Origin of the sequence: Micromonospora sp. BQ11, assembly GCF_052068135.1 — a bacterium.
In the GTDB taxonomy this organism is placed as follows: domain Bacteria; phylum Actinomycetota; class Actinomycetes; order Mycobacteriales; family Micromonosporaceae; genus Micromonospora.
The window spans coordinates 499,945-522,937 of record NZ_JBQHDB010000002.1 but is presented as its reverse complement, the minus strand read 5'-3'; the positions used below and the strand labels follow the sequence as shown (position 1 = coordinate 522,937).

The following is a 22,993-nucleotide window of genomic DNA, read 5'->3' as shown; positions in this document are numbered from 1 at the left end:
GAGTTGAGCTGGCGGGCCAGCGGGACTTGATCTACCGCTTCGCGTCCTCGTCCTGCTCGCGTGGCCGCTGCCGCACAAGGTTCGCGCGCCATTGCTCGTGCTCCTGCAACACCGAGCTGAGGCCGAGCAGAGCGAGGCAGACGAGAAAGCAGGCGAACGCGACCAGGGCGAGGACCAGCAGCGTCCGTTCGCCATCGCCGGCAAGCAGCAGGACCAGTCCGCCCACGCCGGACGTGATCATGAGTGCGGCCAGACCCCGGTTCTCCGGTGGGTCCACCTGCATGTCGGGTCTCCTCTCTCGTGATCGGATCCGGTGGCGAACAGACCCCAGGTGAGGTGGACCGGCAGAACGACATCGACCAGGTTCAGCACGAACCATATCCTGCTCTGGACGTCTTGATCCACAGTAGGGAGTTGGCATGCGCCTCGACATGGTCACGGTCGCCGCTTCGCCGCGAGAGCACGCCGCGCGCTGACCGCCCGCCGCCGGACATCCGGCCGGCGGTGCCGTGCTTCTCCTCGCCGCGGAGCGGTCCCACGACGACCGTTTCCCTTCTTCGGCTCGAGGAGCAATTGTGCGTGCCCTTGCATCCGCGCGTCTGGGCGCGGACTTCACCAGGCTCTGGACCGCTTCGGCGGTGTCCAACATCGGCGACGGGGTCACCATGGCCGCCGGCCCGCTACTGATCGCCTCCATCAGCGACAACCCGGCCCTCATCGCCGGGGCCGTCTTCGCCCAGCAACTGCCCTGGCTGCTGTTCGCCCTGATCAGCGGCGCCTACGTCGACCGGCTGGACCGGCGCCGTCTGGTCGTGGTCGTCAACCTGGTACGGGCCGTCGCCCTGGCGGGGTTGACGGCCACCATCGCGACCGGGACCGTCACCGTGCTCGTCATCTACGCGGTGCTCTTCCTCCTCGGTACGGGAGAAACCCTTGCCGACACGGCCATGGGCGCTCTGCTCCCGGCGGTGGTCGCCGCCGAGAAGCTGCCAAGCGCCAACGCACGGCTCTACGCGAGTTTCACCATCGGCAACCAGTTCGTCGCCAAGCCTCTGGGCGCGTGGTTGTTCGTCATCTCCGCCGCCGTGCCGTTCGGGCTCGACGCGCTGACGTTCGCTGTGTCCGCAGCGCTGCTGGCGGGCATCCGGGCCATCCCGGTGCCGGAGCAACCCCGGCCGCGGGTGTCGCTGCGCAAGGAGGTCGCGGAGGGCGTTCGATGGTTGTGGCAGCACCGCCTGCTGCGGACTCTCGCCGTCAGCATGGGCCTGGGCAACATCGCGTTCGGCGCCGCGTTCGCGGTGTTCGTCCTCTACTGCCGTGAGCGCCTCGGCCTGTCCGACGTCGGCTACGGATTCCTGCTGACCGCCTTCGCGGTCGGTGGCCTGCTCGGTACCGCGGTCGTCACGGCGCTGACCCGAGTCGTCGGCGGCGTCGCCGTCCTTCGCGTCGGCCTGGTCATCGAGGTCGTCACGCACGTGTCCCTCGCCACCACGACGACACCCTGGATCGCCGCCGTCGTCCTGGTCGTGTTCAGCATCCACGCCATGGCGTGGGGCATCACCGTCACCTCGGCCCGGCAACGGGTCGTGCCTCCACGACTGCGTGGCCGGGTCGGCAGCGTCTACTCGCTGCTGGACCTCGGCGGAGCCGCGCTGGGGTCTCTTCTCGGCGGTCTGTTCGCCACCGTCTGGGGGATCACGACACCGTTCTGGATCGCCGCCGTGGTGATGGCGGCGATCACCGTCCTGGCCTGGCGGCCCTTGCGTGACGTAGCCGGCTGACCACCTCTGCTTCGACCCCGAGCGGCGAGTTCGCTGATCGGGGCCGAAGTGGATCAGTTCGCCGCCTCGCTTGGCGCGGTCGCGGTCGCCCGTGAGCGTCAGCGAAATCACGGGGCCGGGCCCGTGGCCGCGTGTTAAGCGGGGGCCCTTCCTCTACCTCAGGCGTTAAGCGGGGGCCCTTCCTTGCACCTGAGCGGGACCGCGCTCAGGTCCGCCGGTGTCGTAGGGTGCCCGCATGGCGCAACCGGTCTGGGCCGACGGCGAGGCGTACGAGGCATACGTGGGCCGGTGGAGCCGGCTCGTCGCCCGGGACTTCCTGCGCTGGCTGGATCTGCCGTCCGGCCTGCGCTGGCTCGACGTGGGCTGCGGCACCGGCGCCTTGACCGCGACGGTGGTGGCGCAGGCGGATCCGGCGGAGGTCACCGGGATCGACCCCTCGGCGGGCTTCCTGGCCCACGCCCGGCGGCAGGTGGACGACCCTCGGGCCTTCTTCGAGGTCGGCGACGCCCGCGCACTCCCGGTGGCCGACGACAGCGTGGACGTCCTGGTCAGCGGGCTGGCGCTCAACTTCGTACCCGATCCGGCGCGGGCGGCGGCCGAGTTCGCCCGGGTGGTCCGGCCCGGCGGCGTTGCGGCCGCGTACGTCTGGGACTACGCCGAGGGCATGGCGATGATGCGTCACTTCTGGGCGGCGGCCGAGGCGCTCGACCCGGCGGTGGCGGAGCTGGACGAGGGACGCCGGTTCCCGCTGTGCCGCCCCGATGCGCTGCACGACCTGTGGACGGACGCCGGCCTGGCGGCGGTGGCCGTGCAGCCGATCGTCGTGCCCACGGTGTTCGTCGACTTCGACGCGTACTGGACGCCGTTCCTGGCTGGTCAGGGTCCGGCACCGACCTACGTGGCGTCCCTCGCCGAACCGGATCGGGACGCGCTGCGCGACCTGCTCGCGGCCCGCCTGCCGGTCGAGGCGGACGGGTCCGTCCGGCTCACCGCGCGAGCCTGGGCGGTCCGCGGTACCGCGGCACGGTGACCCTGCGGACGTCGACGCCGAAGCGCTGTCGGGCAGCCGCCGCGCCCGTTGTCGGCTACCCACCGTGTCCGCAACGGGACTGAGCCGTCCCCGTCGGCGAGACTCCCGGCCACCCTGATCCCGGCGCATCGTGAGCGCCCCGAGGATCGGAGGACGAATGACCATCCCTCGTCGAAGGCGGCGGACCGGCGCACTGCTGGTCGCGGCCCTGGTGTCCGCTCTGGTCGCCGCCCTGCTGCCCGCCTCGCCCGCCCTCGCCCTGCCCCCGGGGACGGGCTGGTCGGCGTCGTGGAGCTACTACCACCCGAGCGCCTTCCAGTACGCCGGCACCCTGCCCGGCGTCCGCCTGACCGGCTACGCCAACGACAGTTTCGGCACCGTCAACACCGTCGGCACCATCGAGGACACCGAGGACGACGGACGATGCGCCCGCGTGATGCTCTACGCCAACGGCGTGGGATACGTGGCCGACCGCACGGTCTGCGGCAAGACCAACTACCTGACGTACTCCACCGGCACCTTCAGCCAGGGTCTCCTGGTGATCGTCTACCGGATGATCCCCGGCACCACCACCCACGACAAGGGCTTCTACCTGTTCGTCCCGCCCTCGGCCAGCGACCCGGAACTGCGGACGGTGGGCACCGGGGCGAGCTGGAACTACTACACCTCGACCGCGTTCCAGTACTCGGTCGTGCGGCCGGGGGTGCGGTTGACCGGGTACGGCTCGCACCAGTCCTTCGACCAGCGTTCTTCGCTGAGCACCGTCACGAAGACCGCCACCTCGGTCGGCTGCGCCACGGCGTCCGTCGCGGGCGGGACGACCGCCAGCGGCGGCACCTGCGTCAACGGCGCAAGCGCCTACTTCAACCGGTTCGACCACACGTACAACCTGGAGGCCTCGGCCTGCTACCAGCCGACCCCCGGCACGCGGCGCTGCCTGCCGCTGAACATCCCGGCGCCCTGGTGACGGCTTGACCTCCGCCGCCGGCCGGTCCCGAAGCGGGTCCCGGCCGGCGGCGGCCCGGTCAGCGGCGCGTCTTCGGCAGGTCGTACTGGTCGGCGGCGCGGCAGTCGCTCGGACCGCCCACCGCACCCGGTCCGACCCGGTCCAGCGCCTCCCGGGCCCGGGTCCGCCCCAGGTTCCAGGCGTACCAGGGGTCGGACTGGGCCAGGTCGTCGGCGATCCAGCTCAGCGTGCACCGGCGTACCGGGTCGGGCAGCGTGCTCAGGGCCGGCGTCGCGTCGGCGGACAGCGCCCGCAGGTACCAGGCGTCGATCTTCCCGGTCTGCTCGTACCGGGCGATGTTGCGGCGGGCCGCGTAGTCCTCCGGGTTGAGCACCGCGAGGCTCAGCAGCATGACCACCGCGAGCGCCACGGTCAGAGGCGGGATCCACTGGCCGCGCCAGCGGACACCGGCCGCGATGACCATCAGGAAGACCGCGCCGAGCAGCAGCTCGAAGGCCATCACGAAGATCCGCTCCCCGGTGAAGCTGTAGACCTTCTGGTAGGTGTACATCCGGGACAGCGCGGACACCACGATGACGATGCCGAGCGTGCTGAGCAGGCCGAGCATGACCCGGAGCAGGATCCGCTCCATCCGGCTCTCCCGTTGCGCCCAGCGGGTCACCCCGCCCAGCACGGCAAGCGTCAACAGGGTGACCGCGACCAGCTGCCAGAAGCCGCTGCGGGCGTACTCGGCGTAGCTCAGGCCGGCGGTACGCAGCACGTGCCGCTCACCGCCGAACAGCACCGTGAACTGCACGGCGACGAAGCCGACGAAGAGAGCGGTCAGGGCGGCGATCGGCGGTGCCCACTCGACGATGCCGAGGCGCCGCGTGGTGGGCCGGTCCACCCGGGACAGGTCGGGTGGGGCGGTGATCGTGTAGACGGCGGCGACCGCGATCAGGCCGCCGACCGCGAGCAGGAACATCCCGCGGAACGTCGCCGGGACGCTGACCTCCGGAATGACCTGACCCAGCACCAGCGAGAAGGCGGCGTCGGCGGAGGAGAGCAGCGCGCCGAAGACGAGCAGCACCACCATGGTGGCGACGACCGACCCGACGACCCGCCGGACGGTGCCGGTGTCGGCCGGCCCCTCGACGTGCCGCCGTACCCAGGGCAGCCCCCGGAACGCGGCGAGCGGCGCGGCCACCAGGCTGAACAGGATCGACCGGATGAGGCGACCGCCCACGATCGCCAACGCGGCGCAGCCGAGCGCGCCGAGCACGCAGAACGTCACCAGCCACCAGGCGTTACGGAACGCCAGCACGGCCAGCAGGGCCAGGGCCGCCGCCGCCCACCCTGCGCGTACCGCCTGCTCGGCGCGAGGCCGTTCGGCGACGCGTTGCCGGACGGCGACCACCACGGCGGCCGTCAGGACGAGCCAGCCGAGGAACCAGCCGATGCCGGTGCGGTTGAGCGGCACGAACGCGGCCACCCCGAGCCCGCCGGCCAGGACCGCCGCCGGAATCCGCCAGCCGATGGCGGCCTTCGGCCCGGGCCAGATCGTCCGGATGAAGGACGGCTGCGGTGGTTGCGAACGGAAGGAGTACGGCGACGCGGCCGATGCGTAGGGCACCCCGTGCGGAGGGCGCGGGCCGCCCGGGTAGACCGGCCAGTTGGGCGGCGGTTGCTGGGCGGTGCCGTTGCCGGCCGGCGGTGCCTGGGCGGTGCCGTTGGTGGGCGGCGGTGCCGGGGCGGTGCCGTTGCCGGCCGACGGCGACGTCGCACGGCCGGATTCGGCGGCGCCGTCGGTGGCGGGACCGGTGGTGGCGGGGCTGGTGGTGGCGGGACCGGTCGGGGCGGTGCCGTTGGTGGGCGGGGTAGTGTCCGTCGGGGCGGTCGCCGCGGCCTCCGTCGGCGTGATCGCCCGTGGCGCCGGGACGGCCGTGTCGGCGGGTGCCGCGGGTGTGTCCGTACCGGTCGCCGGTTCCGCGGCGCCCGGGAGCAGCGGCAGGAAGACCGCGTAGCCCCGCGTGCCGGAGGGGATCGTCACCGGGATCGCCCACGCCGGCTGGTCCGTGCGGCCGGGCCACTCGATCGACGGAAAGCCGGTGGTCTCCGGCATGACCAGCAGCCGGGGTGCGACCTGGGCGGGGATGCCGACGGCACCCTCCGAGGTGGACGGCGTGGCGCCCGAGGGCGCGGACGTCGCGGCGCCCGAAGGCGCGGACGGCGTTGCGGCCTCCGGCACCGGGGTCGGTTCGGGCATCGCACCCTCCTTGATCGCTTCGGGGTGCTGACACTGTAGGGCCATCCGCCCGCCGCCCGTTGCCCCGCGCCGTCGATCCCCGACCGTCCCCGCCGTCGCGACCCTCACCGCAGGGTCGTGGGGCCGCCGCCGCTGCCGCGGTCGTCGAGCACGAGCGGGGCGCGGCCCTCCACCCGGTAGCGGATGTGGGTCACCTCGGGGGTGGGCACCACCCGGATCGGGGTCAGCTCGATCGCCTCCTTCTCGCCGAGGTCCAGGTCGGCGTCGAGCAGGCGCAGACCGGTGCCGAGCACCACCGGTACGACGTGCAGTTCCAACTCGTCGAGCAGGCCGGCCCGGAGCACCTGCCGGACCAGGCTGCCCCCGCCGGCGACCGCGACGTTCTTCCCGCCGGCCGCGGCGCGCGCCTGGTCGACCGCGCTGGCGATCCCGTCGGTGACGTACGTGAAGCTGGTGCCACCGCCGCGTACCAGGGTCTCCCGGGGCCGGTGCGTGACGACGAAGACCGGCGCGCGGAACGGCGGCTCGTCGCCCCACGGCACCTCACCGCCGTCGGCCATCCGGCGCCCCATGACGTACGCGCCGGCCGCCTCGAACGTCTCGGCCATGATCTCGGAGTTGGTGTCCCGTACGCCGCCGGCGAAGCCCTGCCGCTCCCGCCACGCCATCGCGTCGGTCACCCAGCGGGTGACCCGGAAGAAGCCGGCGCTCTCGGCGGACGTCATCCAGTCGCCGTTCCCGGTGTGCCGGGGTCCGGCGTAGAAGCCGTCCAGCGACACGGACAGTTGCGCGGTCACCTTGGTCATCGCGTCGTTCCTTCCACCTCGGCGGCACCCGGTGGTGCCGCTGCACGGGGTGATCGGAGCCGGGCGGCCCGGTTCTACCGGACCGCAGTGTGACGACGGTCACAGCAGGCGTGCGGCCCGTCGGACGAGGTGGCGCCGCTCGGGGAGGCTGCCGGCGAGGCGGGCGGCCTCCCGCCAGGCCGTCACCGCGGCCGGCAGGTCTCCGGCCTCCTCCAGCAGGTGGGCGCGGACGGCGAGCAGACGGTGGTGGCCGGCGAGCGGCCCGGACTCCAGGGTGTCCAGCAGGTCCAGCCCGGCCCGGGGGCCGCGCACCACGCCGAGGGCCACGGCCCGGTTCAGGGTGACGACCGGGCCTGGCGCCAACCGCTCCAGCAGGTCGTACAGGGCCAGGATCTGCGACCAGTCGGTGTCCGCCGTCGACGGCGCCTCCGCGTGCACGGCGGCGATGGCGGCCTGCACCTGGTACGGCCCGAGCGGCAGCGTCGCCAGGCTGTGGGCGACCAGCGCCGTGCCCTCCGCGATGGCGGTCCGGTCCCAGCGCGTCCGGTCCTGTTCGGCCAGCGGCACCAGGTCGCCGTCCGCTCCGGTACGCGCCGCGCCCCGCGCCTCCGTCAGCAGCATCAGCGCGAGCAGCCCCGCCGCCTCGCCGGAGCCGGGCAGCCGCTCGTACAGGCGGCGGGTCAACCGGATCGCCTGCCGGGTCAGGTCGACCCGGCGCAGCTCGGGGCCGCTGCTGGCGCTGTAACCCTCGTTGAAGATCAGGTAGAGCACGTGCAGGACGACGGCCAGGCGGGGACCCTGTTCGGCCTCCGGCGGCAGGTCGAACCGGGCGCCGGCCTCCCGCAGCCGTTGCTTGGCCCGGACGATGCGCTGCCCCATCGTCTTCTCCGGCACCAGGAAGGCGGTGGCGATCTCGGCGGTGGTCAGGCCACCGACCGCCCGCAGGGTCAGCGCCACCTGGGCGGACGGCCCGAGGGCCGGGTGACAGCAGAGGAAGAGCAGTTCCAGCACGTCGTCGCGGGCCGGCTCGACGTCCGGCGGCGGGGCCACCAGCGCGTCGCGGGGGGTCGCGTCGACCACGGCCACCTCCCGCCGCCGCCGGGCGGTGTCGGCCCGGACCTGGTCGACGTACCGGCGGGTCGCGACGGTACGCAGCCAGGCCCCCGCGTGCTCCGGCACACCGTCGCGGGCCCACGCCTGCACGGCGTCGAGCAGGGCGTCCTGGACGGCGTCCTCGGCCCGGGCGAAGTCGCCGTAGCGGCGGACCAGAGTGCCGAGAACCTGCGGCGCGAGGTGGCGCAGCAGGTCACCGAGGGAGTCGTCACGGCTCAGAGTTCGTCGCCGTTCCCGGACATCAGCGGCCACACCTCCAGGCCGCCGCCGGTCCCCGGGCCGAACCGCAGGGCCGGGTACGACCGGGCGATCTCCCGGGCCCGCTCCGCACCGTCCACGTCGACCACGAAGTACGAGCCGACGTACTCCTTGGCCTCCAGGTACGGGCCGTCGGTGACCACGGGCGTGTCGCCGGGCATCCGCACCGACCACGCCCGGGGCACGAGGCCCTGGCTGTCCACGAGTTCTCCGGAGGCCCGCAGCGCGTCGTTGAACGCGTCGACCTCGCCGATCAACGCGGACAGCTCGTCGCCGGGGAGACTGCTCCAGATCTCCTCGTTGCCGTAGATCAGCATCAGGTACTTCACGACGTGCTCCTCTCGGTCGGCGCTCCGCACCGTACCGCGCGACCCGGTCGCTCCAGGACGGCAAAACACCTCGCCGCCACGGCCGCCGTGTGCCACCGTGGTCCCGACCGCGGTCACCGACGACGGGAGCAGGGCGATGCGCCGACTCGAAAACTTCCTTCCCATCCGGATGCGAGCTTTCGAGGACCCGTCAGCCCATGAAGACCGTCAACATCGGCATTCTGGCGCACGTCGACGCCGGTAAGACCAGCCTGACCGAGCGCCTGCTCTTCGACACCGGCACGATCGACCGGCTCGGCAGCGTCGACGCCGGCACCACCCGCACCGACACCGGCGAGATCGGACGCCGGCGCGGCATCACCATCCGCTCCGCGGTGGCCGCGTTCACCGTCGGACGGCGCCAGGTCAACCTCATCGACACCCCCGGACACAGCGACTTCGTCGCGGAGGTCGAGCGCGCGCTCCGGCGTGCTCGACGGCGCCGTCCTGGTGCTCTCCGCCGTGGAGGGCGTGCAGCCGCACACCCGCGTCCTGATGCGGACCCTGCGGTCCCTGCGGCTGCCCACGCTTTCCTGGCCCAGCGGCAGCTGGGGTCGTACACCCGGTGACCGGCGGCCTCAGACGGCCGGGCGACGGCGGTCGGTCCAGAGCAGCAGCCAGGCCGCCAGGCCGGCGGCGGACAGGCCCGCCTGGACCGCCACCAGGGTCCAGGTGGGCGCCCACACGCCGCCGAGGCCGGCGAGGGCCGGCACGGCGAAGACCAGTTGGTCGACTCCGGCGAGCAGCCAGATCAGCGGGCCCGGGGCGAACGTGCCGGCGGGGGTGTCGACCAGCGGCAGCGCGGTGTCCACCAGCCCCGAGCGGGCGCGGCGCAGGGCGGTCACCGCGACGGTCGGCCCCAGCGCCAGCCCGAACGCCCACCACGGCCCCGGCGGGAGGTCCCCCGTCGCGGCGAGCAGCGTCGCGGCGAGCGCGCACCACGCCGAGGAGAGCACGGCCGGCGCGACGATCCGGGCGGCGAGCACCCGACGGCCGGTGAGGCCGAGCAGCCGCAGCAGTGCCGGCTGGACGGCGTCCCGACGGGTGGCGTCCAGCGTGGTCCCGGCGGCGACCGAGCCCCCGACGACGACGGCCGCCGCGACGAGCGGACCCGGCCCGCCCGCCACGACCGCGGGCGCCACCGTGGCCAGCGCCAGCCAGCCCAGGCGGCGGCGCTTGCGGACGAGGATCCGCAGGTCGTGCTGGATCGGAGCGGGGAAACGGCGACTGAGTGACCGGGAGCGCAGCGGACGCCCCCGCCAGTACCGGCGTTCCCACAGGTCCGGCAGGAAGGACGGCTCGGTGGCGTACGCGGCGTCCAGGTGGGACCCGACCAGCCGCGACGGGTCGTGCAGAGGCGTGTCGGGGAAGGTCTCCAGGGCGCGGACGGTGACCGCGGTGGCCACCACGGCGGCCAGGAGCACGGCCAGAGCCAGCGGCCCGAGCGCCGGTGCCGGGACGCCCGGGACCCGGTGGGACGGGTCGGCCAGCGCCACCGCGCCGAACAGCGGCAGGAGCACCACCGGCACCCGGTCGAGCCGTCGTCCCCACCCGGCGTGCCGCTGCGCGGCCACCGCGAGCAGCGCCAGCAGCACACCACCGGCCGCACCGGTGGTCGCCCACCAACCGCCGGTGGCGGTGGCCGTGGACCGCGTGGCGAGCTGGGCGACGCCGGCCAGCGCCACGACCGCGCCCACCGTGGCCGCGCCGACCAGCACCCGGCCCAGCGCGGGCAGCAGCAGACCGCGGCGCGGCACCGGCGTGGGCAGCAACCACCCCAGGTCGTCGCGGCGGAGCACCAGCGGACCCAGCCGGCGCAGGACGACCAGCAGACCGACCACCGCCACCGCGAGCAGCGCGAGCACCGCCCACCGGTCCGTCCCGGCGACCGGACGGACGGGGCGGAGCAGACGTTGCAGGTGAGGCCCCGCCATGGCGACGGTGATCGCGAGCGTGAGCGCCACCACGTAGACGGTCTCCGCCGACAGCGACGCCCCCGCGGCGGCCCGCCGGCGGCGGATCCAGCGGCGCAGCTCGCGGGCCCCCGGTGCGGGCCCGGTCAGGGCGGCGGGTGACGCGCGGACCTGGCTCACGGCGCGTCGGCGTCCAGGCGCAGCGTCGGGCAGTCCAGGGTCGCCACGAAGGACGGGTCGTGGCTGGCCAGCAGGATGCTGCCCCCGGCGGCGACGCGGTTGGCCAGCAGGCCGGCCACCACGGGACGGATGTCCGCGTCGAGTCGCTGCTCCGGCTCGTCGAGGACCAGCAGGTCGCTGGGGCGCGCGAGCACGGCGGCCAGCAGCAGGCGCTGCCGCTGCCCGGAGGAGAGCACGTCGGGTGTCGCGTCGGCCAGCGTGGCCAGCCCGAGCGCGTCGAACAGCGCGTCCACGTGACCGTCGGCCGGGTCGGCGCCACCGGCCAGGCGGACCAGCTCGACGTGCTCCCGCACGGTCAGCCCGACGTACCAGCTGGGCTGCTCCACCGTGGTCGCCACCCGGCGCCAGAACGCGGCCGAGCCGTCCGGCGCCGCGCCGAAGACGCGTACCGTGCCCTGCCGCGGTGTCAGCAGGCCGGTGACGCAGCGCAGCAGGGTGGACTTCCCGGTGCCGTTCGCCCCGGTCAGACAGAGTGCGGACCCGCGCGCGAGGTCGAGGTCGACGTCGGAGAGCACGGACACCGTGCCGAAGGAGACGCCGAGCCCCCGCGCGGACACGGCGGGTGCGGACACGCCGACCACCCTAGACGGCGCGCGCTGCCCACCCGGGCCCCCGGTGGGCTCCCTATGCTCGGGGCATGGAACTGCGGATCTTCACCGAACCCCAGCAGGGTGCCACCTACGACGACCTGCTCGCCGTGGCACGCCGCGCCGAGGAGACGGGTTACGGGGCGTTCTTCCGCTCCGACCACTACCTGAAGATGGGCTCGGTCAGCGGCGACCCCGGTCCCACCGACGCGTGGACCACCCTCGCCGGCCTGGCCCGGGACACCCGGGACATCCGGCTGGGCACCCTGATGACCGCCGCGACCTTCCGCCTGCCCGGCCCGCTGGCCATCACCGTGGCGCAGGTCGACCAGATGAGCGGCGGTCGCGTCGAGCTGGGCATCGGCACCGGCTGGTACGCCGAGGAACACACCGCGTACGGGATCCCCTTCCCGGCGTTGGGCGAGCGGTTCGACCGGCTGGAGGAGCAGCTGGCCGTCATCACCGGCCTGTGGGCGACGCCGGTGGGCAAGACGTTCGACTTCGCCGGGCGCTACCACCAGGTCAGCGACTCCCCGGCCCTGCCCAAGCCGGTGCAGGACCCGCGCCCGCCGATCCTGCTCGGCGGTATGGGCCCCCGGCGCACGCCCCGCCTCGCGGCCCGGTACGCCGACGAGTTCAACCTGCCGTTCGCCTCGGTCGCCGACTCCGTCGCCCAGTTCGACCGGGTCCGCGCCGCCTGCGCCGAGATCGGCCGGGACCCGGCCGACCTGGTGTGGTCCAACGCGCTGGTGCTCTGCTGCGGGCGGGACGACGCGGAGGTGGCCCGTCGGGCCGCCGCCATCGGCCGGGACCCGGACGAGCTGCGCGCCAACGGCCTCGCCGGTACTCCCGCCGAGGTCGTCGACCGGATCGGCGCGTACGCGGAGACCGGCAGCAGCCGCCTCTACCTCCAGGTGCTCGACCTGGCCGACCTGGACCACCTCGACCTCGTCGCCGCCGACGTCCTGCCCCAGGTGTAAGGAAGGGCCCCCCGTTAACGCCTCGGGTAGAGGAAGGGTCCCCTCTTAACGTCTGGCCCTCGGTGAACCGGCCGCTCCCGGGTCGCGGAGGATCGTGTCGAGTCGGCCGTCGCGGTCGCTGTCGACGTACGTGACGTCGGGGATTCCGTCGCCGTTGAGATCGAACTGCACCACGTCGGCGACACCGTCGCCGTCCAGATCGGTGACCACCTCCACGGAGCCGTCCAGGTGGTGGGTGACGATCGACCGGCCCTCGGGACCCCGCGGCGGGGGACCCGGGTGCGGCACCGGCGTCGGCGCCGGGGGCGGCGCGGGCGTCGGCCGGGGGCCCGGCGTGGTGCCCGCGGCCCGGGGCGCGAACGGCGGGGCGCTCACCGGTTCCACCCCCGTACCGGTCGGATCGATCTCCTCCTCGGAGGGGAAGACGTCGCCCCGCAGGGCGGGATCGCGGTAGGTGCTCATCGGCACAGGGTTCCCCGCCTTCGGTGGCGGTAACCGTCGGGGCGTACCGTCGGGCGCGCACGGCACCGACGCGCACCCGCCGGGGAGGCGGCACGACGGACGGGGGACCTCATGACACCGCGCCGCAACTGGGCGGGCAACGTCCACTACGCCGCCCGGCGGTTCCACGAGCCGGCGTCGCTGGACGAGTTGCGCCGGCTGGTGGCCGGCAGCGACCGGCTGCGGGTGGTGGGCACCGGGCACTCCTTCAACCGCCTCGGCGACACGACCGGGGACCTGGTGTCGCTCGCCGCGCTGCCGGGCGCGATCGAGCTGGCCCCGGACGCCGCGACCGTGACCGTGCCGGCCGCGACGCGGTACGGGGACCTCGCGACCCACCTGCACGAGCGGGGGTACGCGCTGGCCAACCTCGCGTCGCTGCCGCACATCTCGGTCGCCGGGGCGGTCGCCACCGGCACCCACGGCTCGGGGGAACGCCTCGGGAGTCTCGCCGCCGCCGTCGCCGGCCTGGAGCTGGTCACCGCCGAGGGGGACCTGCTGACGATCGACCGGGGACGCGATCCGGACACCCTGTCCGGCGCGGTGGTGTCGCTCGGCGCGCTGGGCGTGGTCACCCGGGTGACCCTGGACGTGATGCCCACCTTCGCGCTGCGCCAGTACGTCCGCCTCGGGCTGTCCCGGGAGGCGCTGGACGCGGCGCTCGGGTCGGCGTACAGCGTCAGTGTCTTCACCGACTGGCGGACGCCGACGCTGCGCGAGGTGTGGATCAAGCAGCGGGCGGAGGAGCCGCCCCCGGCGGCGGACTGGCTCGGTACGACGGCGGCCGACCGGCCCCGCCATCCGGTCGCCGGCCTCTCCGCCGAGCACTGCACCCCGCAGCTCGGTGCGGCCGGGCCCTGGCACGAGCGGCTGCCGCACTTCCGGCTCGGTTTCACCCCGAGCAGCGGCGACGAGTTGCAGTCGGAGTACCTCGTGCCCCGGACGGCGGCAGCCGACGTGCTGGCCGCGCTGGACCCGGTGGCGCACCTGATCGCGCCGGTGCTCCAGGTCTGTGAGCTGCGTACGGTCGCCGCCGACCGGCTCTGGCTGAGCCCGAGCCACGGCCGCGACAGCCTCGCGGTGCACTTCACCTGGATCGCCGACGCGGCGCGGGTAGGGCCGGTGGTGGCGGCCGTGGAGGAACGGCTGGCACCGTTCGCGCCCCGCCCGCACTGGGGCAAGGTCTTCGACGTCCCACCGGCCGCCGTCGCCGCCACCTACCCGCGGTACGCCGACTTCCGTGCCCTGGCGGCGCGGCTGGACCCGGCCGGGACGTTCCGCACCGACCTGCTGGACCGGTACGTACCCCGCGTTCCTGAGCCGCGGGCCGGGCGGACCCCGGCGACGTCAGGCGCCCGGTCGGCCGGCGGCGAGCTGTTCGCGGAGGCTGCCGCGCTGGACGGCCCGGCTGATGTCGCTGGGTGAGACGATGCCGACCAGCCGATCCTCGGAGACGACCAGCGCCCGTCCGTCGGCGCACTCGGACAGCCGGGGGAGCAGGTCGTTGAGCTGCTCGTCGGGGGAGGCGAGCACCAACTCGTCGGAGCGGCAGGACACCTCGGCCAGCGTGGTGCCGGCCCGCCGGTCCGTTGCCACGCCGCGGACCCGGTCCAGGGTGACCAGTCCGACCGGCCGACCGTCCTCGGTCAGCGGCAGGGCCGAGTGCCGGTACGCGAACAGGTAGTTGTCCACGAAGTCGGCGACCGTCATCTCGCCGGAGGCGGTCTGCGGTTGCGGGGTCATCACGTCGGCGACCCGGACACCGCGCAGCGCGTCGCCCGTCCGCGCCTGCCGCTCCTCCATGCTGGCCGCGCCGATGAGGAACCACCCGATGAGGGCCAGCCACAGCCCGCCGAAGCCGGCGCCGACGAAGAACTGCCAGAATCCCAGGCCGATCAGCACCACACCGAGGATCCGGCCGGCGCGGGCGGCCACCACCGACGCCTTCGTACGGTCGCCGGTTGCCTTCCACACCGCCGCGCGCAGCAGCCGACCGCCGTCCAGCGGCGCGGCGGGAAGCACGTTGAAGATGGCCAGCAGCACGTTGATCCCGGCCAGCCAGGCCAGCACCCCGAGCAGCAGCCCCTCGTACCCGGTCAGCGCCAGCGCCACCGCGATGCCGCCGAAGAAGACCCCGATGATCAGGCTGACCAGCGGCCCGACCCCGGCGATGCGCAGCTCCGCGCCCGGGTTGGGCGCCTCCCCCTTCAGTTCGGCGACACCGCCGAAGAGCCAGAGCGTGATGCCGCCGACCTTGAGGCCGTTGCGCTTCGCCACGATCGCGTGGGAGACCTCGTGGGCGAGCAGGCCGAGGAAGAAGACGACCGCCGCGGCGAGACCCGCCAGGACGTACGCGACGACCGGCCGGTCCGGGTACGACCGGGGGAACTGGTTGGCCGACAGCCCCCAGGCGATCAGCAGGAAGATGACCAGGACGCTCCAGTTGACCCCGACCGGAACACCCGCGATCCGGCCAAGCCGGAAACTCGCCCTCATGTTCCGGTCATACCCCTGGAAGGTGCCGCCATGCCAGGGGTGGATATCTCGCTGGCTGGAGCGTCGTGTGGAGTGGTCGTGACCTGAACGGCACGTATGTCAGCATCGACCCCCCGGATGGTGCGTACATCGGAGTGATCACCGGCGGCTGAGGACGGGAACATGTCGACGGACCCGGAGGACTGGGACCTTGCCCACGGGCTCCTCCTGAGTGTGATGTTGCCGCTGCTGTTGGACCCTCCAGGTCCGGATTCCGCCGCATCCCCACGGCTTCGAGGGGTCGTCCGAGCGGATGCACAACGGTCTCGGGTTGCCCTGTCGTACGGCCCGGCGATGGTGTCTGGGGTAGCTGTCGAGGTGTCCCTGCCAGAGCTCTACCGCGACTGGACCCTGCATGACGTCGAGGCGGTGCTCGCTCACGTGCGTACCGTGCCAGCCCGGGAATCCGGCCATGTCTCGCCGGGAGCCACTGTCTCGACGGACTGCCATGGCAACACGGTTGTCGCTCTGCCGGAGACCGCGATCGCCCGCGCACGTACGGCCGTCGCTCCCGTTCAGGAACTGCTTCGGCTGTTCCAGCTCATGCAGCGCGGGCCGATCCGTGCATCGGTTGACGACGTCTACACGTTCACCGGGTTCATGCTCCTGGGCGGAGACCGATGCCGGATCTACGTCCGGGTCCTCGATTCCGGGCTCTCGTACGGCCTCGACATACCGATTCGCGGTGACACAGGTGCCCCGATCATCGGTCTGTCGGCGAGTTTCGGACAGGAACTCGCCATGAAGCTCGGCGCCGACGGGGTCCTGTACGAACCGGTCGTCGATCAGGCCGACGATTACTGCACGCTCGTCTACCGCCTCGACAGTTGGATCGTCCAAGCCCGGTAACGCTTGTAGCCCTGCACGTCACCGGCGTGGGGCTTCGCGGGCGATGGTCACCTCGCGGGGCAGGGCCGCCGCCCGTACCGCCCAGTCGAGCGCGTAGTCGGCGACCTTCTCCCACCCCGGCTGCCCGACCGTGAAGTGCGACCGCCCGGCGAACTCGTGGTACGCGGTCAGCGCCCGCGACCTCTGGTACAGCGCCGCGGTGCCGCGCACCACCGACGGAGGCACCACGTGGTCGGCGCTGCCGGCCAGGAGCAGCAGCGGGGCCCGGTCGTGGCGACCGGTGTCGACCCGCGCCGGCGAGTGGGGGTCGAGGTTGGCGAAGGCGCCTTCGAACAGCACCCGGCCGGAGCCGGGCACCGCGTACCGTTCCCAGGCCCGGTCGGACTCGCGCCGGTCGAGCGTGTTGCCGAAGGCGTAGTGGAAGTCGTCGGCGGTGAACGGCACGGCCCGGTGCCGGTTCGACGGGTTGCGCAGGATCGAGAAACCCGACCGCAGGGTGCTCAGCGGCAGCTTGAGAACGCCCTTGGGCGCCGCCGGATGGACCCCCACGGCCGCCGCGCCGAGGCCCCGGTCGACCAGGATCTGCGCGATCAGCCCGCCGAACGAGTGGCCCATGATCAGCGGTGGTTTCGGCAGGCCCCGGATCAGCCGGTCGTAGTGGTCGGCGATCTCCCCGATGCTCTGCTCCGCGATCGGGGTGGGGTCCGCCCGGAGCTGTTCGACCTCACCCTCCAAGCCCGGCCAGGGGGAGGCCACCACGCGCAGGCCCCGGGCGGCGTACCGGTCGGCCCACCGCTCCCAACTGCGTGATGTCATCCACAGCCCGTGGATCAGGACCACGGTGTCGGGCGCGAGGGCCATGCGGCGTCCCCTTCCGCTCGGCGTGCGGCGGCACCGCCGGTGCGACGGGCTCGGGGCGGTTACCCGTTCCGCGTGGCCGAAACCGTCAGGCGGTCGGCGGCGGGGCGGGCAGTTCGTCCACCACGACCACGCTGGTGCCGGGACGCAGCTCGGCGAGCAGTTCCCGCTGACCGCTCCTGGTCAGCCGGATGCAGCCGTTGGTGGTGTTCTCGCCCAGTTCGCCGTCGTGGTGCCAGCTGTGCAGGCCGATGTGCGCGCCGCGCAGGCCGGCGGGGACCGCGTCCGGGTCGTCCGGCACGGCGCCGAGGGCGAAGATGTCGACGCCGCCGTACACCGCCTCGGGCGGCGGGGTTCGGCCGAGGATGAACGTGCGGCCCAGCGGGGTCTCCTGGCCCTGCTGCCCGAGGCTGACCTCCCACGAGCGAACGGCTCGGCCGGCCCGGTACCAGGTCAGGCGGTGCGGCTTGCGCTCGACGACGATCTGGTCGCGCAGCGCGACGGTCGTGAAGCCGCCCGGCGGCAGCCACGCGAGGGTGCGGTTCGCCGAGGGGAGGAGCACCGCCGTCCAGCCGGCCTGGCGCCGGGCGACCGGCATGGTCACGTCGACGCCGCTGATGGTGGGGTCGAGGAACGCCAATGGCCGGCCGCCGGGCGCGGTGTACGCGGCGATCCGGCGGGTCGGGTGCGCCCCCTCGGTCAGCGGGGTGGTGTCCATGGTGTGGGGGTCGGCCGGGAAGCCGGTGGGTGCCGGGCCGTAGTCGACCACCGGCAGGCCGGCGGGCGCGGGCGCGGCGGCCGGCACGCTCTCCTTGGGGGCCGGGGTCGCGGCCGCCGTGGGTGGGGCCGGCGGCTGCGCCGCCGGCCGGGTCACCGTCGGGGGCGCCGGCTCCGGGGTCAGGGCCCAGCCGGTCGCGCCGGCGGCCAGCAACAGCAGGGGTACGCCTACCGCCGCCCCGATCCAGCGGAGCCGACGCGACGGACTGATTCGGTCAAAAGCCACCAAACCACTGTACGGCCGGACGTTAGGAAGGGCCCCTTGTTATGCATATAGCGATAACAAGGGGCCCTTCCTTCCACCTCAGCTGAGGCGGGCGCCGATGTGGATGGCGACCGCGTCGTGGGCGGGGATGTTCGCGGCGAACCAGCCGTTGCCGTCCACGGTGATCACCGGGCCGCTGCACGAGCCGGCCGAGTAGGTGCCGTGGATGACGTCGCAGTACCGGCCCGCCGGGAGCCCGGCGTAGTAGGTACGGCCGTTGATCGCGTAGTCCTCGTCGTTGATGGTGACGAAGCCCTTGCCGCTACGGCCGAAGGCGATGTGGTTGTTGCCGTTGTCGTACCAGTTGACGACGCCGGCGCCCTCGGTGGCGTTGCGGAAGCCGACCATGTTGGCGATGACGGGCCAGCGGTGCTCGCACTCCCAGCCGGAGTAGCAGGTGGTGTTGAGGACCTTGCCGCTGCCGTCCTGCGGCGGGCCCTGGTCGCGCCCGCTGAAGGTGTAGCTGGACATGACCGTCGGCGAGCCGTACGGCCAGGCCAGCATGAAGGCGTTGGCCAGGGCGTAGATGCCCCGGTCGCGGTAGGTCAGGACACCGGCGGCGTCGCGCTGGGTGTCGTGGTTGTCCACGAAGACCGACGAGACCGAGCTGGGCAGGTGGCCCCAGCCCTCGCCGAAGTTGCGCAGGTAGGCGAGCTTCTCCGAGCGGAACACCCGGGCCAGGTCCTTGCCGTACCGGAACTCGTGCACGTCGCCGTTGCCGGTGTACTCGTTCGGGGTGATCGGCTCACCGGCGCCGTAGATGACCTCCTGCACGATGTACGCCGAGCGGGAGAGCTTGCCCTTGATGGCGGCGATGTCCCCGGCCGGCATGTGCTTGCTGGCGTCCAGCCGGAAGCCGTCCACGCCGAGCGAGAGCAGGTCGTTCATGTACCCGGCGATCCTCGTCCGGACGTAGTCCGACTCGGTCTTCAGGTCGGAGAGGTTGACCAGCTCGCAGTTCTGCACCTCCCACCGGTCGCCGTAGTTGGTGATCTCGTTGCCGGGGCGTCCGCAGTAGTGGAAGTCGGCCGAGGAGTAGATGCCCGGGTAGTTGTAGTGCCCGTACGACGAGCCGGCCCAGCCGGTGCCGCCGTTGTCCTGGCCGGACATGTGGTTGATGACGGCGTCCACGACGACCTTCACGCCGGCGGCGTGGCAGGTGTCGACCATGGACTTGAACTGCGCCCGGGTGCCCCTGCGGGACTCGATCCGGTAGCTGACCGGCTGGTACGCCACCCACCACTCGGAGCGCTTGACGTGCTCCTGCGGCGGGGAGACCTGGACGTAGCCGTAGCCCTTCGGGCCCAGGGTGCTCTGGCACTCGCTCGCCACCGAGCTCCAGTTCCACTCGAACAGGTTGGCGATGACCTTCTTGGTGCCGGCGGGAGCCGCGGCGGCCGGGGGTGCCGTCACGGCGGTCGGCAGGAGCAGGCTCGCGATCACGCCGAGGGCGGTGACCACGGAGAGACATCGACGTCGATGCATCTGTGACTCCAGACGGGGGTGATGGAAAGGGGTGGTGGCGCCAGGGGAGGGCTTCCAGTTGCCGGGGTCTTGCAGCCCGGACTGAAATTTTCCGAAAGATTACAAGCGAGTTACAGCGACTGTCAACGAATGGACGGGCGTCACTACCGACCGTCCGCGCGGCGCGACGCATCGGCCCCTACACGCGCCCGACGGCCGCACGGTTCGACGGGTCGACGAGAAATTCTTCGCTCCGGTGATCCGTCGGCCGCGCCGCTCCGTACAGGAGGGGGAGCAGGGTCGGCCGGTGGCGCGCCGCCGCGAGACGATCGAGGAGCAGATGGCCCGGGCACAGCAGAACCAGAAGGCCACGACGGTCCGGACCACCACCAGCAGCCGGGGGGTCCGTACGCGGTCCCGGGCGGCGGCGGTCCTGTTCGGTGTTTCCGCCCTCGCCGCGGCGTGGGCGGTCACCATGCTCACCGGCGTGGGTTCGACGGCGTACGCGTACGGATTCTTCTTCACCGAGTTCTTCGCCGGGGTGATCACCCTGGTGTCGCTGAGCCTCACCGTGATGATGGGGCTGCTCGCCACCGACCGGCTGGTGCTGTTGATCCGGCACCGGGTGCTGTTGCAGTCGGCGCACCGGGCAACCGGCATCCTCGGCGTCGCCGGGCTGTTCTTCCACGTTCTGACGAAGATCGCCAGCGGGCGGGCCTCCGCCACCGACGCGGTCGTGCCGTTCGTCGGGGGCCGGGGCCTCTACGTCGGCCTCGGTACGGTGGCGGCCCTGCTGATGGTGAGCGTGTTCTGGACCGGCATCATCCGCGCCCGCTTCGCGGGGGTCGGCCCCAAGTGGCTCTGGCGGACCCTGCACTCCGCCGCGTACCTCTCCTGGCCGTTCGGAATCTTCCACGGCCTCAACGCCGGGCGACCGGCAGCGCCCTGGGTGATCGCCAGCTACCTCGCCTGCGTCCTGCTCGTGGTGCTGGCGCTGCTCGTCCGGCTCTCGGTGAGCCTGGGCCGGCGCAGCCGGGAGCAGCAGCAGGCCGCCGCGATGAACAAGGCCATGGCCGCCCGGCCCGCCGACGAGACCACCAGCCGGACGCTGCTCAAGGGCCTCACCAAGCGTGAGAAGGAGAAGAAGGGCGCGGAGCGTACGCCCACGTGGGCCGACACCACCGCCGCCGGCACCTGGACCGCGCCCGGCGGCCGGCGCCGCGACCCGGAACGGTTCACCGTGCCGGTGGTACCCGAGCCCGGCTCCCTGCGTGAGCCGGCCCGCCCCGCGCGCCGCCGCCGGGACGAGGAACTGGAGCCCGTGGCGGCCCGATCCGACCGGCGCCGGGACGACGTCGAGGCGCCGCCCGCCCGGTCCGCCCGACGGCGGGCGGAGGAGCCGGCCGAGCCGCGGTCGTCGCGCCGCCGCGACGCGGAGCGCGAGCCGGTGGCCGCCCGGCGGTCCGAGGAGCGCGTGTCCCGCCGGGTCGAGGAGGAGCCGGCCCCGAGCGGGCGGCGCTACCGTGACGACGACGAGATGGTCGGCTCCGGCCTCCGGTCGCGCGCCGACGACCGGAGCCGCTACCCGGTCTCGCCCTCCGCCGGGCTCGAGGAGCCCGAGGAGCCGTGGGACAGCCCCCGCCGCTGGGAGGCGACCTCGCCCATCTCGGCCGGTCCGATCTCGGCGGGTCCGATCTCCGCCGGCCCGATCTCGGCCGCCCCGCGCAGCGGGAGTGGACGGCACAGCGTCGAGGACGACCTGCCCGAGGTGGAGCCGGACTACTGGCGGCCGCCGGCCCAGTACGTCGCCGAGGACCTGCCGCCCGTCGACGACACCCCTACCCTGGTCGACCTCGCCTCCCGCCGCGCCCGCCGGGCCGCCGGGGAGAGCCGGTCCGCCCGGCGTCGCCGCGCCACCGCCGCCGACGTCGACGGCGCCTACTGGGCCGGACTGCGGGGTGAGGCGAAGTGATGCGGACGACAGTGCCCCCGGTCGCCTGCATCGGCGAGCCCCGGCTCACCGCCGGCTTCGCCGAGTTCGGCCGCCTCGACCTGCTCGCCCACGAGGAGGTGCACGGCCCGATCGGGCCGATCGAGCCGGCCAACCTGCTCCGACTCGCCGAGGGGGTCCAGCTCAAGGGCAAGGGCGGAGCCGGTTTCCCGTTCGCGAAGAAGCTGCGCGCCGTGCTGGAGTCCTGCGAGCGGCAGGACCTCGGTGCCGTCGTGGTCGTCAACGCCAGCGAGGGGGAGCCGGCCAGTTGGAAGGACAAGGTGCTGCTCACCCGGGCGCCGCACCTGATCCTCGACGGGGCCGCCCTGGCCGCGTACGCGCTGGACGCCGAGGAGATCGTGATCGGGGTGGCCGACGACGGGGTGGGCCGCGACTCGCTGACCGAGGCGCTCCAGGAACGCCGGATGCCGGTGGAGACCACCATCGTGACCGTGCCGCACCGGTTCATCTCCGGTGAGGGCGGCGCGCTGGTCAACGGGATCAACGGCCTGCCGCACATCCCGCCCGGCACGAAGAAGCGCTCCAGCGACTCCGGCGTCGGTGGACTGCCCACCCTGCTGTCCAACGCCGAGACGTACGCCCAGCTCGCGGTGGCCGCCCGGCTCGGACCGTACGAGTACGCGGCGCTCGGCACCGACGACGAGCCCGGCACCGTCCTGCTCACCGTGACCGGCGCGGCCAAGCGGCCGGCGGTCGTGGAGTGCGCCGCGGGCACCCCGCTGCGGGAGATCCTCGACCTGTGCGAGGCGCCCGACTCGGCGGGCGTCCTGGTCGGCGGCTACCACGGCAAGTGGATCACCCAGGAAGCGGCGGACCGGGCCGAGATCTCCCGCGCGGGCCTCGCCGCCGTCGGCGGCACCCTCGGTGCCGGCATCATCATCCCGCTCGGCACGGACACCTGCCCGCTGGGCGAGACCGCGCAGGTGGTGCGTTACCTGGCCGGAGAGTCCGCCGGCCAGTGCGGCCCGTGCCGGATGGGCCTGCCGGACCTGGCCCGCGCCGTCGACCTGGCGGTCTCCGGCAGCGCGCCGGTGGAGGTCGTCCGGGCCGCCGCCGGCGACGTCAAGGGCCGGGGGGCGTGCAGCCACCCCGACGGTACGGCGCGCTTCGCGCTCTCGGCGATGGAGGTCTTCGAGGAGGACCTGCGCCTGCACACCACCGGCGACGGATGCGGCCGGCGGGTCCGGGGCGTGATGGGCCTGCCCGGCGCGCCGGACGAGAACCCGCAGAAGCTGACCCTGGACTGGTCCCGCTGTGACGGGCACGGCCTCTGCGCGCACGTCGTACCGGACTTCATCCGACTGGACTCCAACGGCTACCCCGCCTTCCCGCCCACCCCCGTGCCGACCTGGCTGCGGGAGGGCGCCCTGAAGGCGGTCAAGGTCTGCCCGGAACTCGCGTTGCGACTGTCCAAGGTCGAGTAGCGCGACCTAGGAGAAGGGAGA

At 73.4% G+C, this 22,993-nt stretch carries 21 protein-coding genes; 9 read left to right on the top strand and 12 right to left on the bottom strand.

Annotated features, from left to right (window positions below; all coding sequences use genetic code 11):
- Nucleotides 1-31 precede the first annotated feature (31 nt).
- Nucleotides 32-283: a hypothetical protein gene (locus ACTMSW_RS06420; protein WP_441179510.1), complete on the bottom strand. Its 252-nt coding sequence runs from the start codon at nucleotides 281-283 to the stop codon at nucleotides 32-34.
- A 292-nt stretch (nucleotides 284-575) separates the two neighbouring features.
- Between ACTMSW_RS06420 and ACTMSW_RS06415 the strand changes: the two genes are divergently transcribed.
- The 3 genes from ACTMSW_RS06415 to ACTMSW_RS06405 all read left to right on the top strand — a co-directional run bounded on the left by ACTMSW_RS06415 (nucleotide 576) and on the right by ACTMSW_RS06405 (nucleotide 3,778).
- Nucleotides 576-1,781 carry an MFS transporter gene (locus ACTMSW_RS06415; protein WP_441179509.1) on the top strand — a complete coding sequence of 402 codons (1,206 nt, stop codon included), beginning with the start codon at nucleotides 576-578 and terminating at the stop codon, nucleotides 1,779-1,781.
- A gap of 235 nt (nucleotides 1,782-2,016) precedes the next feature.
- A complete protein-coding gene (locus ACTMSW_RS06410; protein ID WP_441179508.1) occupies nucleotides 2,017-2,811 on the top strand; it encodes a class I SAM-dependent methyltransferase in 795 nt (264 codons plus the stop codon).
- A 157-nt stretch (nucleotides 2,812-2,968) separates the two neighbouring features.
- The gene (locus ACTMSW_RS06405) at nucleotides 2,969-3,778 is read left to right on the top strand and encodes a hypothetical protein (RefSeq protein WP_441179507.1); all 810 of its coding nucleotides are present in this window, start codon (nucleotides 2,969-2,971) and stop codon (nucleotides 3,776-3,778) included.
- 58 nt (nucleotides 3,779-3,836) lie between these two features.
- Here the strand turns inward: ACTMSW_RS06405 and ACTMSW_RS06400 are convergent, their stop codons facing one another.
- From ACTMSW_RS06400 to ACTMSW_RS06385, 4 genes are all read right to left on the bottom strand, one after another.
- Nucleotides 3,837-6,023: a DUF4153 domain-containing protein gene (locus tag ACTMSW_RS06400; RefSeq protein ID WP_441179506.1), complete on the bottom strand. Its 2,187-nt coding sequence runs from the start codon at nucleotides 6,021-6,023 to the stop codon at nucleotides 3,837-3,839.
- Nucleotides 6,024-6,127: 104 nt separating this feature from the next.
- Entirely contained in the window at nucleotides 6,128-6,829 is a 702-nt protein-coding gene (locus ACTMSW_RS06395; RefSeq protein WP_441179505.1) for a dihydrofolate reductase family protein, read from the bottom strand.
- Nucleotides 6,830-6,928: 99 nt separating this feature from the next.
- Nucleotides 6,929-8,194 (bottom strand): RNA polymerase sigma factor, encoded by a 1,266-nt coding sequence (locus tag ACTMSW_RS06390; protein ID WP_441179504.1) that lies wholly within the window; start codon nucleotides 8,192-8,194, stop codon nucleotides 6,929-6,931.
- Nucleotides 8,158-8,529, bottom strand: a complete 372-nt coding sequence (locus ACTMSW_RS06385; protein ID WP_441179503.1) for a YciI family protein — start codon at nucleotides 8,527-8,529, stop codon at nucleotides 8,158-8,160. The genes ACTMSW_RS06390 and ACTMSW_RS06385 overlap by 37 nt, the downstream gene beginning before the upstream one ends.
- Nucleotides 8,530-8,726: 197 nt before the next feature.
- Here ACTMSW_RS06385 and ACTMSW_RS06380 point away from each other — a divergent pair, with 197 nt between their 5' ends.
- Nucleotides 8,727-9,137: a GTP-binding protein gene (locus ACTMSW_RS06380; RefSeq protein ID WP_441179502.1), complete on the top strand. Its 411-nt coding sequence runs from the start codon at nucleotides 8,727-8,729 to the stop codon at nucleotides 9,135-9,137.
- Nucleotides 9,138-9,146: 9 nt separating this feature from the next.
- Here ACTMSW_RS06380 and ACTMSW_RS06375 read toward each other — a convergent pair whose 3' ends face one another.
- Both ACTMSW_RS06375 and ACTMSW_RS06370 read right to left on the bottom strand, forming a co-directional pair.
- Nucleotides 9,147-10,661 carry a DUF6297 family protein gene (locus tag ACTMSW_RS06375; protein WP_441179501.1) on the bottom strand — a complete coding sequence of 505 codons (1,515 nt, stop codon included), beginning with the start codon at nucleotides 10,659-10,661 and terminating at the stop codon, nucleotides 9,147-9,149.
- Nucleotides 10,658-11,293: an ABC transporter ATP-binding protein gene (locus tag ACTMSW_RS06370; RefSeq protein WP_441179500.1), complete on the bottom strand. Its 636-nt coding sequence runs from the start codon at nucleotides 11,291-11,293 to the stop codon at nucleotides 10,658-10,660. The genes ACTMSW_RS06375 and ACTMSW_RS06370 overlap by 4 nt, the downstream gene beginning before the upstream one ends.
- Before the next feature lie 65 nt (nucleotides 11,294-11,358).
- Here ACTMSW_RS06370 and ACTMSW_RS06365 point away from each other — a divergent pair, with 65 nt between their 5' ends.
- Complete coding sequence (locus ACTMSW_RS06365) at nucleotides 11,359-12,288, top strand: LLM class F420-dependent oxidoreductase (RefSeq protein ID WP_441179499.1); 930 nt, start codon at nucleotides 11,359-11,361, stop codon at nucleotides 12,286-12,288.
- A 45-nt stretch (nucleotides 12,289-12,333) separates the two neighbouring features.
- On the opposite strand, the gene ACTMSW_RS06360 is transcribed toward ACTMSW_RS06365, so the two are convergent.
- Entirely contained in the window at nucleotides 12,334-12,750 is a 417-nt protein-coding gene (locus tag ACTMSW_RS06360; RefSeq protein ID WP_441179498.1) for a hypothetical protein, read from the bottom strand.
- A 111-nt stretch (nucleotides 12,751-12,861) separates the two neighbouring features.
- Between ACTMSW_RS06360 and ACTMSW_RS06355 the strand changes: the two genes are divergently transcribed.
- The gene (locus ACTMSW_RS06355; RefSeq protein ID WP_441179497.1) at nucleotides 12,862-14,214 is read left to right on the top strand and encodes an FAD-binding protein; all 1,353 of its coding nucleotides are present in this window, start codon (nucleotides 12,862-12,864) and stop codon (nucleotides 14,212-14,214) included.
- Here the strand turns inward: ACTMSW_RS06355 and ACTMSW_RS06350 are convergent.
- A complete protein-coding gene (locus tag ACTMSW_RS06350) occupies nucleotides 14,137-15,285 on the bottom strand; it encodes a site-2 protease family protein (protein WP_441179496.1) in 1,149 nt (382 codons plus the stop codon). The genes ACTMSW_RS06355 and ACTMSW_RS06350 overlap by 78 nt on opposite strands.
- 357 nt (nucleotides 15,286-15,642) lie before the next feature.
- On the opposite strand from ACTMSW_RS06350, the gene ACTMSW_RS06345 reads away from it, so the two are divergent.
- A complete protein-coding gene (locus tag ACTMSW_RS06345) occupies nucleotides 15,643-16,173 on the top strand; it encodes a hypothetical protein (RefSeq protein WP_441179495.1) in 531 nt (176 codons plus the stop codon).
- A gap of 18 nt (nucleotides 16,174-16,191) precedes the next feature.
- Here the strand turns inward: ACTMSW_RS06345 and ACTMSW_RS06340 are convergent, their stop codons facing one another.
- From ACTMSW_RS06340 to ACTMSW_RS06330, 3 genes are all read right to left on the bottom strand, one after another.
- Nucleotides 16,192-17,034 (bottom strand): alpha/beta hydrolase, encoded by an 843-nt coding sequence (locus tag ACTMSW_RS06340; RefSeq protein ID WP_441179494.1) that lies wholly within the window; start codon nucleotides 17,032-17,034, stop codon nucleotides 16,192-16,194.
- An 85-nt stretch (nucleotides 17,035-17,119) separates the two neighbouring features.
- Complete coding sequence (locus tag ACTMSW_RS06335; protein ID WP_441179493.1) at nucleotides 17,120-18,034, bottom strand: L,D-transpeptidase; 915 nt, start codon at nucleotides 18,032-18,034, stop codon at nucleotides 17,120-17,122.
- A gap of 78 nt (nucleotides 18,035-18,112) precedes the next feature.
- A complete protein-coding gene (locus tag ACTMSW_RS06330) occupies nucleotides 18,113-19,558 on the bottom strand; it encodes an alpha-amylase (RefSeq protein ID WP_441179491.1) in 1,446 nt (481 codons plus the stop codon).
- Nucleotides 19,559-19,844: 286 nt separating this feature from the next.
- On the opposite strand from ACTMSW_RS06330, the gene ACTMSW_RS06325 reads away from it, so the two are divergent.
- Both ACTMSW_RS06325 and ACTMSW_RS06320 read left to right on the top strand, forming a co-directional pair.
- Nucleotides 19,845-21,509 (top strand): hypothetical protein, encoded by a 1,665-nt coding sequence (locus ACTMSW_RS06325; RefSeq protein WP_441179490.1) that lies wholly within the window; start codon nucleotides 19,845-19,847, stop codon nucleotides 21,507-21,509.
- Nucleotides 21,506-22,972: an NADH-ubiquinone oxidoreductase-F iron-sulfur binding region domain-containing protein gene (locus ACTMSW_RS06320; protein WP_441179489.1), complete on the top strand. Its 1,467-nt coding sequence runs from the start codon at nucleotides 21,506-21,508 to the stop codon at nucleotides 22,970-22,972. The genes ACTMSW_RS06325 and ACTMSW_RS06320 overlap by 4 nt, the downstream gene beginning before the upstream one ends.
- Nucleotides 22,973-22,993 lie beyond the last annotated feature (21 nt).

Bases quoted from the DNA above. Each gene is read 5' to 3' on its own strand.
- ACTMSW_RS06410 (WP_441179508.1), top strand. From the start codon at position 2,017: ATGGCGCAACCGGTCTGGGCCGACGGCGAGGCGTACGAGGCATACGTG.
- ACTMSW_RS06405 (WP_441179507.1), top strand. From the start codon at position 2,969: ATGACCATCCCTCGTCGAAGGCGGCGGACCGGCGCACTGCTGGTCGCG.
- ACTMSW_RS06380 (WP_441179502.1), top strand. From the start codon at position 8,727: ATGAAGACCGTCAACATCGGCATTCTGGCGCACGTCGACGCCGGTAAG.
- ACTMSW_RS06340 (WP_441179494.1), bottom strand. From the start codon at position 17,034: ATGGCCCTCGCGCCCGACACCGTGGTCCTGATCCACGGGCTGTGGATG.
- ACTMSW_RS06420 (WP_441179510.1), bottom strand. From the start codon at position 283: ATGCAGGTGGACCCACCGGAGAACCGGGGTCTGGCCGCACTCATGATC.
- ACTMSW_RS06365 (WP_441179499.1), top strand. From the start codon at position 11,359: ATGGAACTGCGGATCTTCACCGAACCCCAGCAGGGTGCCACCTACGAC.
- ACTMSW_RS06395 (WP_441179505.1), bottom strand. From the start codon at position 6,829: ATGACCAAGGTGACCGCGCAACTGTCCGTGTCGCTGGACGGCTTCTAC.
- ACTMSW_RS06360 (WP_441179498.1), bottom strand. From the start codon at position 12,750: ATGAGCACCTACCGCGATCCCGCCCTGCGGGGCGACGTCTTCCCCTCC.
- ACTMSW_RS06350 (WP_441179496.1), bottom strand. From the start codon at position 15,285: ATGAGGGCGAGTTTCCGGCTTGGCCGGATCGCGGGTGTTCCGGTCGGG.
- ACTMSW_RS06330 (WP_441179491.1), bottom strand. From the start codon at position 19,558: ATGCATCGACGTCGATGTCTCTCCGTGGTCACCGCCCTCGGCGTGATC.
- ACTMSW_RS06355 (WP_441179497.1), top strand. From the start codon at position 12,862: ATGACACCGCGCCGCAACTGGGCGGGCAACGTCCACTACGCCGCCCGG.
- ACTMSW_RS06400 (WP_441179506.1), bottom strand. From the start codon at position 6,023: ATGCCCGAACCGACCCCGGTGCCGGAGGCCGCAACGCCGTCCGCGCCT.